Annotated in this window: 16 protein-coding genes; 8 read left to right on the top strand and 8 right to left on the bottom strand. The window is 46.4% G+C overall.

The genetic code is table 11. The features are described from left to right. Positions 1 to 495, bottom strand: a 495-nt coding sequence (locus C7Y66_RS25895) for a biotin/lipoyl-binding protein (RefSeq protein ID WP_146149881.1), incomplete at its 3' end; no start/stop codon positions are given. A gap of 474 nt (positions 496 to 969) precedes the next feature. Between C7Y66_RS25895 and C7Y66_RS25890 the strand changes: the two genes are divergently transcribed. Next, positions 970 to 1869 (top strand): tetratricopeptide repeat protein, encoded by a 900-nt coding sequence (locus C7Y66_RS25890; protein ID WP_106547796.1) that lies wholly within the window; start codon positions 970 to 972, stop codon positions 1867 to 1869. Between the two features lie 46 nt (positions 1870 to 1915). On the opposite strand, the gene C7Y66_RS25885 is transcribed toward C7Y66_RS25890, so the two are convergent. The 4 genes from C7Y66_RS25885 to C7Y66_RS25870 all read right to left on the bottom strand — a co-directional run bounded on the left by C7Y66_RS25885 (position 1916) and on the right by C7Y66_RS25870 (position 6470). Next, complete coding sequence (locus C7Y66_RS25885; protein WP_106547795.1) at positions 1916 to 2584, bottom strand: glycine zipper domain-containing protein; 669 nt, start codon at positions 2582 to 2584, stop codon at positions 1916 to 1918. A 154-nt stretch (positions 2585 to 2738) separates the two neighbouring features. Then, on the bottom strand, positions 2739 to 3125 hold the full coding sequence (locus C7Y66_RS25880; protein WP_106547794.1) for a hypothetical protein: 387 nt from the start codon (positions 3123 to 3125) through the stop codon (positions 2739 to 2741). Next, the gene (locus tag C7Y66_RS25875) at positions 3122 to 4012 is read right to left on the bottom strand and encodes a TIGR02587 family membrane protein (protein ID WP_106547793.1); all 891 of its coding nucleotides are present in this window, start codon (positions 4010 to 4012) and stop codon (positions 3122 to 3124) included. Before C7Y66_RS25875 ends, C7Y66_RS25880 begins: the two co-directional genes overlap by 4 nt. A gap of 172 nt (positions 4013 to 4184) precedes the next feature. Then, positions 4185 to 6470: a transglycosylase domain-containing protein gene (locus tag C7Y66_RS25870; RefSeq protein ID WP_106547792.1), complete on the bottom strand. Its 2286-nt coding sequence runs from the start codon at positions 6468 to 6470 to the stop codon at positions 4185 to 4187. Positions 6471 to 6928: 458 nt separating this feature from the next. Between C7Y66_RS25870 and C7Y66_RS25865 the strand changes: the two genes are divergently transcribed. After that, the gene (locus C7Y66_RS25865) at positions 6929 to 7474 is read left to right on the top strand and encodes a hypothetical protein (RefSeq protein ID WP_106547791.1); all 546 of its coding nucleotides are present in this window, start codon (positions 6929 to 6931) and stop codon (positions 7472 to 7474) included. A gap of 93 nt (positions 7475 to 7567) precedes the next feature. Here C7Y66_RS25865 and lspA read toward each other — a convergent pair whose 3' ends face one another. Together lspA and C7Y66_RS25855 are read right to left on the bottom strand one after the other, a co-directional pair. Beyond that, positions 7568 to 8035: a signal peptidase II gene (lspA, locus tag C7Y66_RS25860; RefSeq protein ID WP_106547790.1), complete on the bottom strand. Its 468-nt coding sequence runs from the start codon at positions 8033 to 8035 to the stop codon at positions 7568 to 7570. 106 nt (positions 8036 to 8141) lie between these two features. After that, complete coding sequence (locus C7Y66_RS25855; RefSeq protein WP_106547797.1) at positions 8142 to 8729, bottom strand: biotin transporter BioY; 588 nt, start codon at positions 8727 to 8729, stop codon at positions 8142 to 8144. 415 nt (positions 8730 to 9144) lie between these two features. Here C7Y66_RS25855 and C7Y66_RS25850 point away from each other — a divergent pair, with 415 nt between their 5' ends. Continuing rightward, positions 9145 to 10227, top strand: coding sequence for a PstS family phosphate ABC transporter substrate-binding protein (locus C7Y66_RS25850; RefSeq protein WP_106547789.1), 1083 nt, complete (start codon positions 9145 to 9147; stop codon positions 10225 to 10227). Here C7Y66_RS25850 and C7Y66_RS33120 read toward each other — a convergent pair. Further along, positions 10211 to 10339, bottom strand: a complete 129-nt coding sequence (locus tag C7Y66_RS33120; RefSeq protein WP_255410061.1) for a hypothetical protein — start codon at positions 10337 to 10339, stop codon at positions 10211 to 10213. The two genes, C7Y66_RS25850 and C7Y66_RS33120, sit on opposite strands and share 17 nt — an antisense overlap. A gap of 42 nt (positions 10340 to 10381) precedes the next feature. Between C7Y66_RS33120 and pstC the strand changes: the two genes are divergently transcribed. From pstC to ccsA, 5 genes are all read left to right on the top strand, one after another. Continuing rightward, positions 10382 to 11314 carry a phosphate ABC transporter permease subunit PstC gene (gene pstC / locus C7Y66_RS25845; protein WP_106547788.1) on the top strand — a complete coding sequence of 311 codons (933 nt, stop codon included), beginning with the start codon at positions 10382 to 10384 and terminating at the stop codon, positions 11312 to 11314. After that, a complete protein-coding gene (pstA, locus tag C7Y66_RS25840; protein WP_106547787.1) occupies positions 11311 to 12246 on the top strand; it encodes a phosphate ABC transporter permease PstA in 936 nt (311 codons plus the stop codon). Before pstC ends, pstA begins: the two co-directional genes overlap by 4 nt. A 62-nt stretch (positions 12247 to 12308) precedes the next feature. Then, positions 12309 to 13112: a phosphate ABC transporter ATP-binding protein PstB gene (gene pstB, locus C7Y66_RS25835; protein WP_106547786.1), complete on the top strand. Its 804-nt coding sequence runs from the start codon at positions 12309 to 12311 to the stop codon at positions 13110 to 13112. A gap of 328 nt (positions 13113 to 13440) precedes the next feature. Further along, entirely contained in the window at positions 13441 to 15123 is a 1683-nt protein-coding gene (locus C7Y66_RS25830) for a DUF3352 domain-containing protein (RefSeq protein WP_106547785.1), read from the top strand. A 125-nt stretch (positions 15124 to 15248) separates the two neighbouring features. After that, on the top strand, positions 15249 to 15947 hold a 699-nt coding region (gene ccsA / locus C7Y66_RS25825; protein ID WP_199197639.1), incomplete at its 3' end, for a cytochrome c biogenesis protein CcsA.

Here is a 15947-nt window from a genome sequence, read left to right as displayed (position 1 = left end):
CTCTAGCTTTTCCCGTGCGAAGTTTGCTCTAGCTTGGGCTGCATCTACCTGAGCTTGAGCGCGATCGATTTCTTGTATGCGATTTCCCGCACGGGCTTGCGCTAATTCAGCTTGGGCTTGAGCGAGTTTGGCACGTACTTGGATCAGTTGCGCTTGCAAGTCAGCATCATCCATTTTGGCAATAATCTGTCCGGCTTGGACGCGATCGCCTTGTTCTACCAATAAATTCTTTAGCACTCCTGCCACTTTAGGGCTGACGTTGACGCTTTGGATCGGTACGACTTTGCCACTAGCATTAATCCGCAGCGTTAAGTCTTTAGCTTCAACTGGTACGGTTAACTTAGCCAAGTCGATCTTAGGTGTCGATCGATCGACGATGACGTAAGTTGCAGAACCAGCCACTACGACACCAGCAGCCACTAGCCCAACTAACCAACGCGCTGGATGCTTAATTTTACCAATCAGGGGAAGTTCTATAGGCTGGGTAGCGGTCATATTAGGAGCGAGGGATAAGGAGTGAGGGATAAGGGAACAAGCGAGTAAAATTTATTAGGTGCAATTCATAAATCATTTATACACCTGCGCATTTGCCGCACGATCTTGCTGATATTGTTCCCAGTAATAAAGAAGCATCAATAACTAAAATGTTTCGTACACTTATTATCGTAACGACTGCTACCGTGTAGTCATCTCTAGCAAAAGGGCGATCGCTCCCCACGGAAATTAGGGTTATCCGCTCTTTTGTAGGAGACAAAGGAGACTAGGGAGCAGGGAGCAGAGAGCAGGGAGCAGGGAGTAGGGAGCAGAGAGCAGGGAGCAGGGAGTAGGGAGCAGAGGGAGAAATTTAAAATCTCCACATCCCACGCCCTATTTACTAGTCACTAGTCACCAGCCACTCACTACTCACTCGTCGCTAGTATGGTTTAAGCTAGCTGAAGGTTATGTTGCAAGATAATTGAGGCGTGTACCGTGCCAAGTCGTAAATCCTGGCTGTCTTTACTGGTGATTTTGGGTTTAGGGAGTGTAGCTCCCCCTGCACTGGGGCAGGCACTCGTTCCACATACGCTACAACTCGATTCAGCTCAGTTGGAGCGACAGGGATTGAGTTTGGCGCAGGAGGCTGCTCAGTTAGCGCAGTTTCAACAGTTTGAAATGGCTGTACCGAGGGCGCGACTGGCGACTCAGTTAGCTCCTAAAAACTATATGGCTTGGTTTCTCTTAGGGGGTTTGTACTTACAGACAAACAAATATAACGAGTCGATCGCAGCTCTGAATAAAGCGCAGGCGTTAGCCCCCCAAAACCCTTCCGTGTTGTTTGCAATGGGTTCGGCACACTTTCAAAAAGGCAATTACAAAGCAGCGATCGATAGTTTGCAAGCTGGTTTAAAAATTAAACCAAACGATAAAGAAGCATTATTTGATTTAGGTAATTCTTATTACAAAGTCGGGCAATTACCAGATGCGATCGCTCAATATGACAAAGCGATCGCCTTAGATAAAAAGTTTTGGCCCGCCATCAATAATATTGGACTAATTCAATACGAACAAGGCAATATAGACGAGGCAATGGAGCAATGGCAAGCAGCTTTAGCCGTTGACAAGCAAGCCGCCGAACCCCAACTCGCGATGGCAGTCGCTTTATATAGTCAAGGCGAACAAACAAGAGGATTGCAATTAGGAACAGCAGCCCTCAAAATTGACAGTCGTTACGGTGACTTAGAATTTCTCAGACAGAATTTGTGGGGCGATCGCTTGTTAGCTGACACGAAAAAACTATTAGCTAATCCTAAAATTCAAGCCACAATTGAGGAACGTCAAGAACAACAGCAGCAAGAATCTTCTTCGCCAATTCAGATTTCTCCACAATAATTATTATTGTAGAGACGTTTCATAAAACCTCTCTACAATTCTTGTCTTAATAGCGATCGACTGTCAAACTAGAATCTAAAATCAGATCTAAGTCGGTGTCAGGGTTAATGACAACTAAATCAGCTTTTTTACGTCCTAGCACTGCTCCACCCGCAGCACCGACTCCCGTACCGATTAATACCTCTCCGGTAGAAATACGGCGATTGCCTGTCAGTCCACCTAAAGCTGCGCCAGCGGCAGCTCCCACGACTGCACCTTTGAGAATCGATCCCGTACTTACTCCCCTACGCAACTGGGTAGTTTCAATCACATCAGAGGAAGCATCAATTGATTGCCGTCTGCCATCATCAATAATTAGATTTCTGGCAATAAATTGAGAACCACCATCAGCAGGAACGAGTTCGCCTTCAATTAGACTTCCGGCAGGAACTAATACTGTGCCGTTGCGGTTAGTAATGTTGGCAGCTACCGTAAGAGTTAAGCGCATCCTCTCTTTCGGACTGATAACGATCTTTTCGGCTTCATCATAGCGCACGGGAATTCTTGCCCCAGCCCGAATAGTCGTGCGATCGCTAATCCTACTACTTCCAGGCGACGATGGAAACACCTGAGCCGTTGCTGGAGCTGTCATTACCATTGGTAGAGTAGCGCTAGTACCAATAGTTAAAGCCATAAGAAAAGCCGTCCCTGTCTGCCAGGGTTTAAAAGTAAGCATATACTTATTCCTCTCCGCTATATATTGCTAAACCTGTTAAATAACAAGACTTACGGAAGAATCATAAGGTTCCAAAGTCAGTTATCAGAAAATAGGAAACGGGGAACAGTTAGTTCCGAATTCCGAATTCCGAATTCCGAATTCCGAATTCTACTCATGGTTTTTCAAATCCCAGTACCCGTGCTTCAATTTGTGCTACGGTGCGAGGATCGGTTTGAAATGTTACCCAGCCTCGACGAGTTGAATGGCGAGGAAGGAAAGCAATTTCAAATTCGGCAGTTTCTTCTTCTCTACCATCGCTGTTTAGCGTCACTTCGATTTGTACGGTTTCTGCTGTTTCATCGCCGCGATTTGTGGCAGTGACAGGAACGATAAAGCGATCGCTTTGCGGTTGAGGTTGACCGAGTTGTAGTTCGATATTTGGTGGAGTTTCACCTAAAGTTGCACCGTCATAAACTATGTAACCCAGCGTAAATAATACGAGAATGAGACTAATACCAAAAACAATCCACTCTAACCAATTTTTTTCTAGTTTTTTCATTGCAATAATAGCCTCCCAGCAGAAGCCCCCAAAGTAGAAGCGACTCCTAAAACAACGGTTTGAGCTAGACAAATGAAGACAGTTGTATCGTCAAAGCGTCCGAAAAACCAGAGGATAGCCGCAGCTGCAAATAGAGCGATCGCGTAAGTAATAACCGCACCAAATAAAATATTTTTAATTCCCCTGATCTGGCTGAAGCGCTGGGAACCAGTAAAGTCACTATAAAACAGAATTAGCACGGCAAATAAGATTGAGAGTAAGGCAAGTCCTAGCAGTCGTGCTGTAGAAACCTCAATTGCAATAACAATAATTTCTTCTGTAGGAGCGAGATTGGCAGCAAATAATACTGCTCCACACAAGGCGATCGCAATTTGTCCGCCAAAATCGCCTTCACCATCTGCCAAAAAGGGTACGGGACTAGAACTAGGTTGGGAATCTTCTCCTTTCATTCCCGTATCGCTTTCTTGCTTGCCTCCTCCTCCTAATTGGGCAGTACCGATAGATACACCAATAGCAACAGTCATAGCTTCTACAACGATTTTCCCACCGATCTCTGTCAGATTCATATCGGTATTAATTTGTCCTAACAGCCACAGCATGACGGCAGCAACAACCAATCCTATACCCATTTCCTCCACGGAATCGATCGCGACTTCTAACGCACCAGCAGATCTGCGCAAACCTGCATAGCGGTTGTATGCCAAGAGCAGCGTAAAAGTAGCCAGCACGTAAATTAACAAGCGTACGGGATGGACGATAAAGCCAGCCCACCAAACTTCCATCGTGTACAACAGGGGTAAGCTAAACAATAACCCCCCAGTAATGCCTCTGAGGTATTCTTGCAGGGACTTAGCAAGCGATCGCTCTAGTTTTAGCCGACGATTCATACTTATCGGGCTAATCAGCCTTTTTTGTGTTCTACAGCACAATTCTCTCAGTTATTTAGCTACTGCATGAGAGCTGAAAGTTAGATTTTTGACCGAGAAATATATTCGTAGGAGCGCACAGCCGTGCGCCTCTATTGCTGTCCGCCCCAGATGTGCGCCCTCAAGAACGTTATTACTGCACCACTTCTCGCATATAACTGCCCCACAAACGCGCCGCCTGCACGCCATAACCAGACACAGGCGCATTATTATCGTTACCCAGCCATACCCCCGTAACGAGTTTTTCTCTGGTCAGAAACCCAATAAACCAAAGGTCAAAGTTTTGATTTCTGGCTGCTAAACCACTCGTACCTGTTTTCCCAGCCTCCTCTCCTATTCCGATATTTGCTGCCGTACCAGTGCCGCGTTCTACGACTCCGCGTAGCATGGAAGTTACCGTCTGGGCTACTCCTGGGCTAAGTATCCGCCGATTTGTGGTTTGGGTGCGATTGTAAGCGTAAATCTCGCGACAGGTTTTCAAGTCTTGGCGATCGCCGCAGTCGCTACTATCTAATATCCTCATAATTAGATGGGGACGGTTCCACACGCCATCATTCGCGATCGCTCCATACGCTCCCGTCATTTCAAGTAAATTGGTTTCGCTTTGCCCCAATACTAATCCTGGTACTGGTTGCAAAGGTGACTGAATTCCCAATCTTTGCGCCACGCGCATGATGCTATCTAGTCCGACATCTTGAGCAACTCGCAGGGCAATCGGGTTTTCCGATAGGGCTAACCCCGTCGCGACATCTAGCTCGTCACTACCGCGAACGCAGCCGCGAAATCGCTGTCCTTGCCAAGATACAGGCGCACAAGAATAATATTTACTGGGGGAGATTCCTTTTTCGATCGCCGCAGCATAGGTAAACAGTTTAAAAGCCGAACCGGGTTGGCGCTGAGCTTGAGTCACTCGGTTGAACTGACTGGTTTTGTAATCAGTGCCTCCTACCATCGCCAGGACTGCACCAGTACCAGCATCGAGAGTGACCACTGCCCCTTGGGAATAGCCGATACTTGCTCCAGCTTGCCGTACCGAGTTGCGTAAAGCTTCTTCTGCTTTGGCTTGCATATCTGGATCGAGCTGGGTTTCGACGATATAATTGCCTTCTGCTGCTAACTCTTTGCCCAAAATTGCTTGCAGTTCTTGAAAGATGGCATTGTAAAAGTATGGCGCAATTGTATTGGCTTGGGCTTCACAGACGCGAGAACTCACTTCAATTTGCGATCGCCGCGCCCGATTTGCTTCTTCTGTCGTCACCATTCCTTGCGCCAACATCCGACTAATAACGCGGTTGCGGTATTCAATTGCTTTTTGGTTGCTGCGCACGTCACCGCAAAAATTAAATCCGTTGGGAGAGGGTAAAATTCCCACTAAAGTCGCAGCTTCCGAAAGATTGAGTTCCTTGGCTGATTTATCAAAATAGAATCGCGCTGCATCTTCAAAGCCGTATGTATCCGCTCCCAGAAAGACGCGGTTGAGATACATGAGTAGAATAAAATCTTTGCTATAAAACGTTTCCAGCTTCAGCGCCACCACTGCCTCGCGCAACTTCCGTCCTAACGAGTCCTCTGCGCCTACGTAACTGCGAAATATACTCCGCGATACCTGTTGGGTGACAGTACTTGCCCCTTGCTCGAATTCTCGACTACCGACATTGACGACCGTGGCGCGTAAAATTCCGATGGGATCAACGCCAAAATGCCAGTAATAGCGGCTGTCTTCTGAAGCGATGATAGCTTTGGGCAGATAAGTCGAAAAGTCCTGCAAGCTTTTCAAATCTGTATGTGCCGTACTGCGAGGTTGACGCAGCATCGTTTCTCCATCACGGGCAAAAACGATCGTCGGACCCCCAGTTGCAGCAGGTAAAGGAGTGACAGAAAACTTCGTCCACTCGTACCCTACAACGATCGCCAGCAATGCTGTCACGCCACCAATCCCACCTGCCACCCATTGCAGCGTGCGGACGTACTGAGGTGGAGGATTATGAAATTTCATCCGCACGGCAGCGGCAAGTTCTGGAGGACCGAGAGTGAAAACGTCGCCGTGATGAAGTTCGATCGCGGCAACGCGGCGCTTACCCCAGTAAATGCCATTCGTAGAATTTTCATCCCGCAGGACGAAGGGCGATCGCCTCTTGCTAGTATCTCTAGCTAACGACAGATGAATTTGGCTGACAACAGGGTTGCGAACGACAATATCGCAAGATTTAGCACTGCGTCCGATCAAATAGCGATCGCCTAGTAGAGGGTAAGTCTCTGCTTTGTCTGTCCCCGCATCCTGTATCCACAATTCGGCAACTCTGGCGTTTGGCTTTAGGGCAAGCCCTGGCATCTGCACTTTAGCTTGAAGCGTTTTGACTACCTGAGTTGCTCGACTGAGCAATGTTTGCGGTTTTCGCGGTGGCTGGGGAGGGGTCATGTTCTACTCAGGCAGCAGGAATTAATTTTTTTAGCGTTGGCAGAAATTCTATCTATTATGCCAAATCTAGCGATTGTCATCGATCGTCGAGCGCGAGCAAGTCTCTGGTGAATTGTAGCTGGTAGTTCAATTGCGAGCGGCGATCGCTAGTGACTGCTCGTTACTTGCTGTCTTCGATCTTTCTCAATAACACAACGACTGCTACGGATTACGATCGCGATCGCTTCTGCTACCATTCTACTTAGCAGGTAAAAAATCTCTGACTTTCTACGCAGACTTACTCTAACGCATTTATAGTGCTTCTAAATATGTATATCTGCTTGGCAAACAAGTTTTGATTGAGTCGGTTTCCTTTGAAAATTTATTATATATCTTGACTTTTCATAGGAAATATGGTAGCATTTAACGAAATTTGTTTTTGACTTAATCAGAAATATTTAATCTGAGGTGTGAGTGGGATGAAGATCAAGTTTTTATCACTATTAGGTGCGGCATTTGCACTAACTCTATCGAGCCACGCCGCATTTGCTCAAGAAGCCGCTAAAGAACCCCCAGAGATTAAGCTTTCGGAAGAAGGGAAGAAAATCCTCTGCGAAAAGTTTCCGTTGAATTCTCGTTGTCCTGGTGGTCAGCCTTTAACTGGTGGTGCGCCTACTGGTACTGAAGCAGCTCCCGATGCTACTACTCCCGAGGCTGCGCCAGCTCCCGATGCTACTACTCCCGAGACTGCCCCAGCTCCAGACGGCACTATGCCCACCGATCCTGGTACTGCCCCAGCTCCAGACGGCACTATGCCCACCGATCCTGGTACTGCCCCAGTTCCCGATGGCACTATGCCCACCGATCCTGGTACTGCCCCAGTTCCAGACGGCACTATGCCCACCGATCCTGGTACTGCCCCAGCTCCCGATGGCACTATGCCCACCGATCCTGGTACTGCCCCAGCTCCCGATGGTTCTTCACCTACTACACCTGGAACTGAGCCAGCTCCTACAACTCCCTAGTTTGAGTTGGTAAAAGCAGGCATTCGTTAGAAATTTTAATGATTTGATATTTGGTATGTAGAGACGTTATACGTATAACGTCTCTACATTTTTTTATCGCAATCTCTTAAGAGTAGAGACTTTTGGCAAACTTGCAATTAGGATGCAAACAATGCCTAAATTGATCGACACATCTGCCAGGTTAAAAACAGGAAATCCAATTAGCCGAAAATCTAAGAAATCTACCACGTAACCCGCAAAAAAGCGATCGATCCCGTTGCCTAACGCTCCTCCCAAAATGAAACCATAGCCCCATTGTTCCAGAGGTTTCATTGGCGGACCAAAATAAGCCCACGCAATTAACAGCAAACTCACTATCAGAGATAGCCAGCGTAACCAACCCACTTCGCCAGCAAACAAACTGAAGGCAGCACCAGTGTTTGTCACATAAGTGAAATGAAACACATTAGACCAAATTGGGTAAGTTTCACCCAAGTCAAAACTTTGTACCACCCAGAACTTAGTTAACTGGTCTAAGATAAAACTGGCGATCGCTGCCATCCAGAAACGGCGATTTTTCATAATTTGGTCATTGGTAAATGATGAGTGACTAGTGGCTAGAGGTTGGTGGCTAGATTCTTGTTCCAATCTATCCACTAGTCACCAGTCACTAGTCACTGACAAATGATTAATAAAACATTATCAGTCTCCAGGCATAAGCGATAATAGAGACAGCACAGACTACAGCTAGTTGTCCTGGGAGAGGATACCAAGAATACTGAAGTATAGGTTGAATTATAGATTGAGCTTGCGTGCTTGCCCAGTGGAAAATTTGGCTAGGCAACAAATATGCTAAACCGCAGAGGTGAATTATCAGCAAGCCACCTAGACAGCTACCAGCAAGACTCTCTAGTTTCATTGCATCTTGCCGAAACGCCAGTAAGCCACAGACCCAAGCCCCAGGAATAAAACCCAATACGTATCCAAAATTCAGTTCTCGCCAGTAGCCAAAACCGCCACCTTGAGCAAATATTGGCAACCAAACCAAGCCGAGCAATAAATAAGCAATTTGGGATAATGCTGCCGCACTTTTGCCACCCAAACAACCTACGAGTAGGACAGCACCAATTTGACAGGTGACACCTAGAGAGATTGTCTGTATCCCGCGCTCGTGCCAACTTACCGGCGCACTAGTTATATGTGCTTCTACAAAAGTGCCACCAATAGTAAGAAGCAAACCAATCAAGGACCAAAGAAATTGGTTAGGAACAGCCACTAGCGATAAAAGCCAATAATAGAGATTTAGTTGACGCTTTTGTCTGAATGCAGCGCGACCGCAATTCTTCTGGCGTTGCACTGGCTATATTATCACGTCCATCTAGGCGATTGGTGGAACTCAAAGTTCTATTAAGCTGTCATCTAAATTATCTTTTCCCTTGTGTTGCAGCGCTCCGCAGTTCCAAGGTGCGATCGATGCTATGATAATGGCGATATTTGATACAAATCTGGAAGTGACAAACTCGGATACAAACCTGGCATCTCAGCACTAGCAAAAGGTGATAATCTACCTAAAGGAATATTTATAGTTACCATTAACCTTCACTTAACTGCCAAGTAATAACATATCTATAGTAAAAGCTCTATACTCCTCCAGGAGTATCCGTGCAAAGATTCCAGAAATAACAAATAGTATGCTTTCTCGCAATATTCGTGTAGCATCCCTTGCTTCGGCTGTGGTTTTAGTCTTGGGAGTAACTGCTTGTGGCAGTGGTAACCAGACTGCAAGTAACGCACCTGCCTCTCCTCAAGGAGAAGGTGCAAGTCCAGCAGCAAATACTACCACTGGCTCTAATTTATCTGGGACAGTCAAGGTAGACGGCTCCAGCACCGTGTTTCCCATTTCCGAAGCAATGGCAGAGGAATTTCAAAAAGCAAATCCTGGTGTCCAAGTCACGGTAGCTCAGTCTGGTACTGGTGGCGGATTCAAGAAATTCTGCAACAACGAAACAGATATTTCCAATGCTTCCCGTCCGATTAAAGCAGAAGAAGTAGAACTGTGTAAAAAAGGTAACGTTGAATATATTGAGTTACCAGTAGCCTACGATGGTATATCGGTCGTAGTAAACCCGCAAAACAAGTTTGCCCAATGCTTGACGATCGCTGAACTCAAAAAAATGTGGGAACCAGCAGCTCAAGGTAAAGTCACAACTTGGAATCAAATTCGCCCTGAGTTCCCCAACCAAAAACTAGGGCTTTATGGTCCTGGAACTGATTCCGGTACTTACGATTTCTTTACTAACGCTGTTGTCGGCAAAGAAGGTGAAAGCCGAGGAGACTACACTGCATCTGAGGATGACAATACCTTAGTACAAGGTGTGAGTGCTGACCCTGGTGGGCTTGGCTTCTTTGGTTATGCTTACTACGAAAATAACAAAGACAAGTTGGCACTGGTGAGTATTGACAATGGCAAAGGTTGCATTCAGCCAAGTGCAGAAACAATAGGTAACGGGACTTATCAGCCGCTATCTCGCCCAGAATTCATTTACGTGAAAAAATCTGCGGCAACCCGTCCTGAAGTCCAAGCATTTGTTAATTTCCACTTCGCACCAGAAAATCAAGAACTGGTGTCAGAAGTCGGATACGTACCGCTACCAAACGATTTAGTCAGTCAAGTACAAGCACGCTTTAAAGAAGGTAAGGTAGGCTCGATTTTTGAGGGCAAAGGGTCGCAGACAGGTGTTACCCTTGCAGACCTACTCAAACAAGAGAAATAATAACCGCGATCGCAATTTGCCAATAAATCGAGACATGGGTGATAGGGAAAATTCGCAATTCGCAATTAATCGCATCCTGTCTCCTGTCTCCTTCTCCTTGATAACTGGTCACTGGTCACTGGTCACTGATAACTGATAATGAGGTATTTCCTGTATGTCTGCCACGTCAACGCCTGAAGGGTCGAGCCTATGGCGACCAAAGCGGGCAGCAAGTAAACGAGTAGAAGCATTAGTGAAAGGCATATTTGCCACATTTGCTTTTGTCTCAGTCGCCACCACAATCGGCATTGTCTTAACGCTAATTTTTGAGACTGTATCGTTTTTCAGCGAAGTACCAATTTGGCGATTTCTCACCGATCGCGCTTGGACACCATTGTTTGCCAATAAGCAATTTGGCATTATGGTACTGATTAGCGCTACTTTACTAACTTCGGCGATCGCGATCGCCGTTGCCTTACCGATAGGCTTATTAGCCGCCATCTGCTTGAGCGAATACGCTCCCGCGAGAATGCGCCGCTGGCTCAAACCAGCATTGGAAATTTTGGCGGGGGTTCCCACTGTCGTATTCGGTTACTTTGCCCTGCTGACAGTCACGCCTTTTCTACAAAAACTCATTCCTGGCTTACAGGGATTCAACGCCTTGAGTGCTGGATTAGTACTTGGTGTTTCAATTATTCCCCTAGTAGCTTCTTTAAGTGAAGATGCGATCTATGCCGTGCCTCGAAGTTTACGCGATGGCGCTTATGCTTTGGGAGCCACCAAACGGGAAACCATTGTTTCTGTAGTCCTACCAGCCGCTCTTTCTGGGATTGTTGCTTCTTTCATCTTGGCAATTTCGCGCGCAATCGGCGAAACCATGATTGTCACCATCGCCGCCGGACAAAACCCCAGCCTTGGCATTAACCCCCTAGTACCAATCCAGACGATGACAGCCTACATCGTTCAAGTGAGTAAAGGCGATACCCCAGCAGGATCTCTAGCATATAACACTATTTTTGCTGTGGGCATGACTCTGTTCCTCATCACCCTGGCTTTAAATATCTTTAGTTACTGGTTCGTTCGCCGCTTTCGGGAGAAATACGAATGACTACACCTGCACCCCAACCCATCGACAAAAGCGGCTTTGGCACGACGGGCAAATTCAATGTTTCGTTGTCCAAACGCTATAACTTTGACAAAATCTTTTCTACAGCCGCTTGGGTTGCCACCCTATTTGGCTTGGTCGTTCTTGCCGTTTTACTTGTAGACATCCTGATTGACGGACTCGGACGGATCGATTGGGCTTTTCTCACGAGTTTCTCCTCGCGTCGCGCTGCTGCTGCGGGAATATTAGCTCCCCTGGTCGGTAGTATTTGGTTATTAATCGTCACAGCTTTGGTTGCCTTTCCCTTGGGAGTGGGAGCAGGAATTTACCTGGAGGAATACGCCAAGGATAATTGGTTCACGCGGTTAATTGAGATTAATATCGCTAACCTAGCCGCAGTTCCATCCATTATTTACGGCTTATTAGGCTTGCAAATCTTTGTCCGGTGGCTGCAACCGATTACCAACGGACGGAGCGTTCTTGCAGGTGCTTTAACTCTCAGTTTGTTAATCTTACCCATCATCATCATTACCACGCGAGAAGCACTACGGGCAGTCCCAGATAGCTTACGCCAAGCAGGTTTTGCTTTAGGTGCAACTCGATGGCAAGTGATCCGCGAACACATTTTTCCGATCGCCTTACCAGGTATCCTAACCGGAACAATCTTGGCACTATCTCGCGCTATTGGCGAAACAGCACCTCTGATCGTCATTGGAGCTGTCAGTTATATTGCCTTCTTGCCAGAGTTATCTCCCAAAGGATTGCAAAGTTCTTTTACAGCACTACCAATTCAAATTTTTGATTGGGTTTCTCGCCCTCAACCGCAATTTCACACTAATGCTGCTGCTGGCATCATCATATTGATGGTCGTGCTGTTAATTATGAATGCTTCAGCAATTTATTTACGCAACAAATTCCAACGAAATCGCCCCTAAGTCTCAAGTTAGAATTGACTTAGACGCGGCGATCGCTATATCAACTGTCACGCTCTATCTTTATGCTATTCAACACCACAACCACGGCAACCGATACAGTATTACGAACTGATAATCTATCTGTTTTTTACGGTAATTTCAAAGCAGTGCGAGATGTCAATCTCAACATCTATAAAAATAAAATTACCGCTTTTATCGGACCTTCTGGGTGTGGTAAAAGTACTGTATTGAGGTGCTTCAACCGCTTGAACGATCTGATTCCAGGGGCGCATATTGAAGGGAAAATCACATTTCAAGATACAGACATTTACGATCGCCGCGTCGATCCAGTAGAACTGCGCCGTCGCATTGGGATGGTATTCCAAAGACCAAACCCCTTCCCCAAATCAATTTATGAAAACATTGCCTTTGGAGCCAGAATTAACGGTTATCAAGGCGATATGGATGAATTAGTCGAGCGAGCAATCCGTCAAGCTGCTTTGTGGGATGAAGTCAAAGATAAGCTCAAACAAAGCGGTCTTTCTCTCTCTGGCGGACAGCAGCAAAGGTTGTGTATTGCCCGTGCTTTAGCGATTGAACCAGAAGTTATCTTAATGGACGAGCCCTGTTCTGCTCTCGACCCAATTTCGACATTAAGGGTAGAAGAATTGCTGATGGAACTCAAAGAGAAATACACGATTATTATCGTTACCCACAACATGCAACAAGCATCGCGGGTGTCGGACATGACTGCCTTTTACAATGCTCAAGCCACAGAAAAAGGTGGCAAGATGGGTTATTTGGTAGAATACAATCCCACTGAAGTAATTTTCCAATCTCCCGAACAACAAGCTACGCAAGAATACGTTAGCGGTAGATTTGGTTAAACCAATGAGTAATGGGTAGTTGGTAGTTGGTGGTTGTCTTGTCACTCTAACTTCTAACTTTCCCATTACTACGAGCAAATTTCCTCGCTATACTGCTCGATTGAGTATCCTTGACAAAATTGCTGACGATTGCTAGCAGTTTGAAGATTTTTAGATTTAATTGGGACTTAAATTAAAGCATATTGTTTTCTTTATGTGTTGGCGATCGCGTAGGGGCAATGTAGGCACAGAAAAAAATAAACTAGAATAGTGCTTCTCTAGGCTATTTTGAGGGCAAAATCGTTACAGATCTTCGCTCGCCGAGACATCCTCTGTCTTCATTAATCCCATGCCTGAAAAACGTAAACCTTCCCTTCTATTGACTTTGGGAGCTGCTGGCTTATTAATTGGTGGGGGAGCAACTGCTTACTGGGTATTCCTCCAAAGCCAAGGGCAATTAGAAAACCTGCCTGTGGGTTCTAATATTATCCCCCAAGATGCTTTGGTGGCTCTATCTATTTCTACAAATACCCAGCAGTGGCAGCAACTCCAACAGTTTGGTACGCCCCAAATTCAAGCCCAGCTCAAGACAAATTTAGCCCAGTTGGGCGATCGCCTCCTCACAGCAAACGGTTACAACTACCAGCGAGACATCCAGCCTTGGGTTGGTAAAGAAGTTAGCATTGCCTTTCTACCACCGTCCATACCAGCGACATCAAACTCATCTTTGCCACTGAATAGCGATCGCCAGCAGTCTCTAGTTATGGTGTTGCCCATTGCCGACCAAATTGCAGCAAAGCGGATTTTAGAGCAACCCAAACCGTCTGCACAAGGTAAAACTCGCCAGCGAAACTATAAAGGCGTTGAGATTAGAGAAACTCAAGGAGCTAAAGCGCAATATTATTCAGCCGCCGTCCTAGATGGGCGTTATTTAATCGTCACAGATCGTCCGCAAGCGACGGATAGAGCGATCGACACTTATAAAGGTGCGGCTGCTTCCCTAAAGCAAACAGCAGGTTACACCACTGCTTTTGAGCAGATCGCTACCAAACAGCGTTTTGCTCAACTGTACGTCAACGTACCCGTAGCTGCGAGAATTGCTGCTGCAAATCCCAGTCGCTCGTTTTCACCTCAAGGTTTAGCTCAGTTGCAAAATAACCAAGGTGTAGCTGCTACTATTAATCTGGAATCAGAAGGAATTCGCCTCAAAAGTATTTCCTGGCGCAAGCCCGACAGCCAACAAGTATTCGCTGTAGAAAACAATGCGGGCAAAATGCAAAGCCGCCTACCGGCAGAAACATTAATGATGCTCTCAAGCGGCAATTTACAGCGGTTATGGCAAGAATACGCCCGAGAAGTACAATCCAATCCCCAGGCACCTATCCGTCCCCAAGAACTACGTAAAGGTATAACCTCAGTTACAGGGCTGGATTTAGACCAAGATTTACTCAGTTGGATGGATGGTGAATTTGCCGTATCTATGATTCCTGCGGCTCCCAAAGCAGGTGCGCCAGATAATTTTGCCCTTTCTTTAGTATTTTTAGTCCAAACCAAAAACCGCAATAAAGCCGAACAAGCTCTATTTCAACTCGAACGGGTGATGCGGAGTAAATATCAATTTCAAGTACAAGAAACCAAAATCAAAGATCGTACCGTGACAAATTGGATCGCACCTTACGGCACAGTGGCGACTCGCGGTTGGCTGGATGGAGATGTTGCTTTCTTCACTCTCGGCGCACCTGTAGCAGAACGGCTGATTCCTCAGCCTCAAAGCAGTTTAGCGAGTGCCGCACAATTTCAACAGACAGTTCCTTCAGCTCTGAATGCCACGAACGGTCAGTTTTTTCTCGATGTGGAACCAACAGTCAAAGCCTTGCCCCTACCGCAGCTGTTTTCCGGTCAACAAATATTCTTCGACGCTACCCGTTCCATCGGTGTTACCTCTGCCATCAGTAGCGATCGCAGTATCCGCTACGATGTCTTTGTTGCCCTGAAGAAGATCGGGAATAGGGAGTCGGGAAAAGAGAGCTGAGGGAGACAAGGGAGACAAGGGAGAGCAATTCTAGCCACTAGTCACTCTCCACTGATAACTGTTCCCCAGTAGGATCGAAATAAGACTCTCGATGCTTGACAAAGAAATATAGGAGAATGCTGATTATGAATTTGGTTTTACTCCAGAATTGGCTGGACAATGCCTCGTTTGCCATCCTATTTCTGACAATGTTAGTCTATTGGGTTGGAGCGGCTTTTCCAGGGCTGCGCTTTCTCCCAACTGTGGGTACGGCGGGAATAGCGATCGCCAATTTATGTATTGCTACTCTGTTGGGAGCAAGATGGTTAGAAGCTGGGTACTTTCCGATTAGCAATCTGTATGAATCTTTATTTTTCCTTGCTTGGGGAGTAACTGCGGTTCATCTGATCGCGGAAAGTAGCAGCCGTAGCCGTCTGGTCGGAGTTTTCACCGCTCCTGTTGCTATGGGTATCGCTGCTTTTGCAGCTTTGACTTTACCATCAGATATGCAGACCTCTGCTCCCCTCGTACCTGCCCTCAAGTCTAATTGGTTAATGATGCACGTTAGCGTCATGATGCTGAGTTATGCTGCTTTACTAGTGGGTTCTCTGCTAGCGATCGCCTTTTTAGTTGTCTCTGGTGGCAAGGAAATTGAATTACATGGTAGCTCTGTTGGCACTGGAGGTTATCGACAAAACGGCTATCGCCTCCAGCGCAATACCGATTTAACTCAACTCTCTCCAGCAATTGCTTCTGATTCTTCTAGCCCTCTCGCCCTAGAAAGCAACGGTAATGGTAACGCCAAAACTGCCGTCCTCAACGCTGTAGCATCCCCTACACCCCAC

Source organism: Chroococcidiopsis sp. CCALA 051 (assembly GCF_003015105.1).
Taxonomy (GTDB): domain Bacteria; phylum Cyanobacteriota; class Cyanobacteriia; order Cyanobacteriales; family Chroococcidiopsidaceae; genus Chroococcidiopsis; species Chroococcidiopsis thermalis.
Note: the sequence above shows the minus strand (reverse complement) of the source record. Positions and strands in the feature narration are given on the sequence as shown.

Coding starts and splice junctions, on each gene's coding strand:
- C7Y66_RS25885 (WP_106547795.1), bottom strand. CDS start 2,584: ATGCTTACTTTTAAACCCTGGCAGACAGGGACGGCTTTTCTTATGGCT.
- lspA (WP_106547790.1), bottom strand. CDS start 8,035: ATGAAAAATCGCCGTTTCTGGATGGCAGCGATCGCCAGTTTTATCTTA.
- C7Y66_RS25830 (WP_106547785.1), top strand. CDS start 13,441: ATGCCTGAAAAACGTAAACCTTCCCTTCTATTGACTTTGGGAGCTGCT.
- pstB (WP_106547786.1), top strand. CDS start 12,309: ATGCTATTCAACACCACAACCACGGCAACCGATACAGTATTACGAACT.
- C7Y66_RS25870 (WP_106547792.1), bottom strand. CDS start 6,470: ATGACCCCTCCCCAGCCACCGCGAAAACCGCAAACATTGCTCAGTCGA.
- C7Y66_RS25865 (WP_106547791.1), top strand. CDS start 6,929: ATGAAGATCAAGTTTTTATCACTATTAGGTGCGGCATTTGCACTAACT.
- pstC (WP_106547788.1), top strand. CDS start 10,382: ATGTCTGCCACGTCAACGCCTGAAGGGTCGAGCCTATGGCGACCAAAG.
- C7Y66_RS25880 (WP_106547794.1), bottom strand. CDS start 3,125: ATGAAAAAACTAGAAAAAAATTGGTTAGAGTGGATTGTTTTTGGTATT.
- C7Y66_RS25875 (WP_106547793.1), bottom strand. CDS start 4,012: ATGAATCGTCGGCTAAAACTAGAGCGATCGCTTGCTAAGTCCCTGCAA.
- C7Y66_RS25850 (WP_106547789.1), top strand. CDS start 9,145: ATGCTTTCTCGCAATATTCGTGTAGCATCCCTTGCTTCGGCTGTGGTT.
- pstA (WP_106547787.1), top strand. CDS start 11,311: ATGACTACACCTGCACCCCAACCCATCGACAAAAGCGGCTTTGGCACG.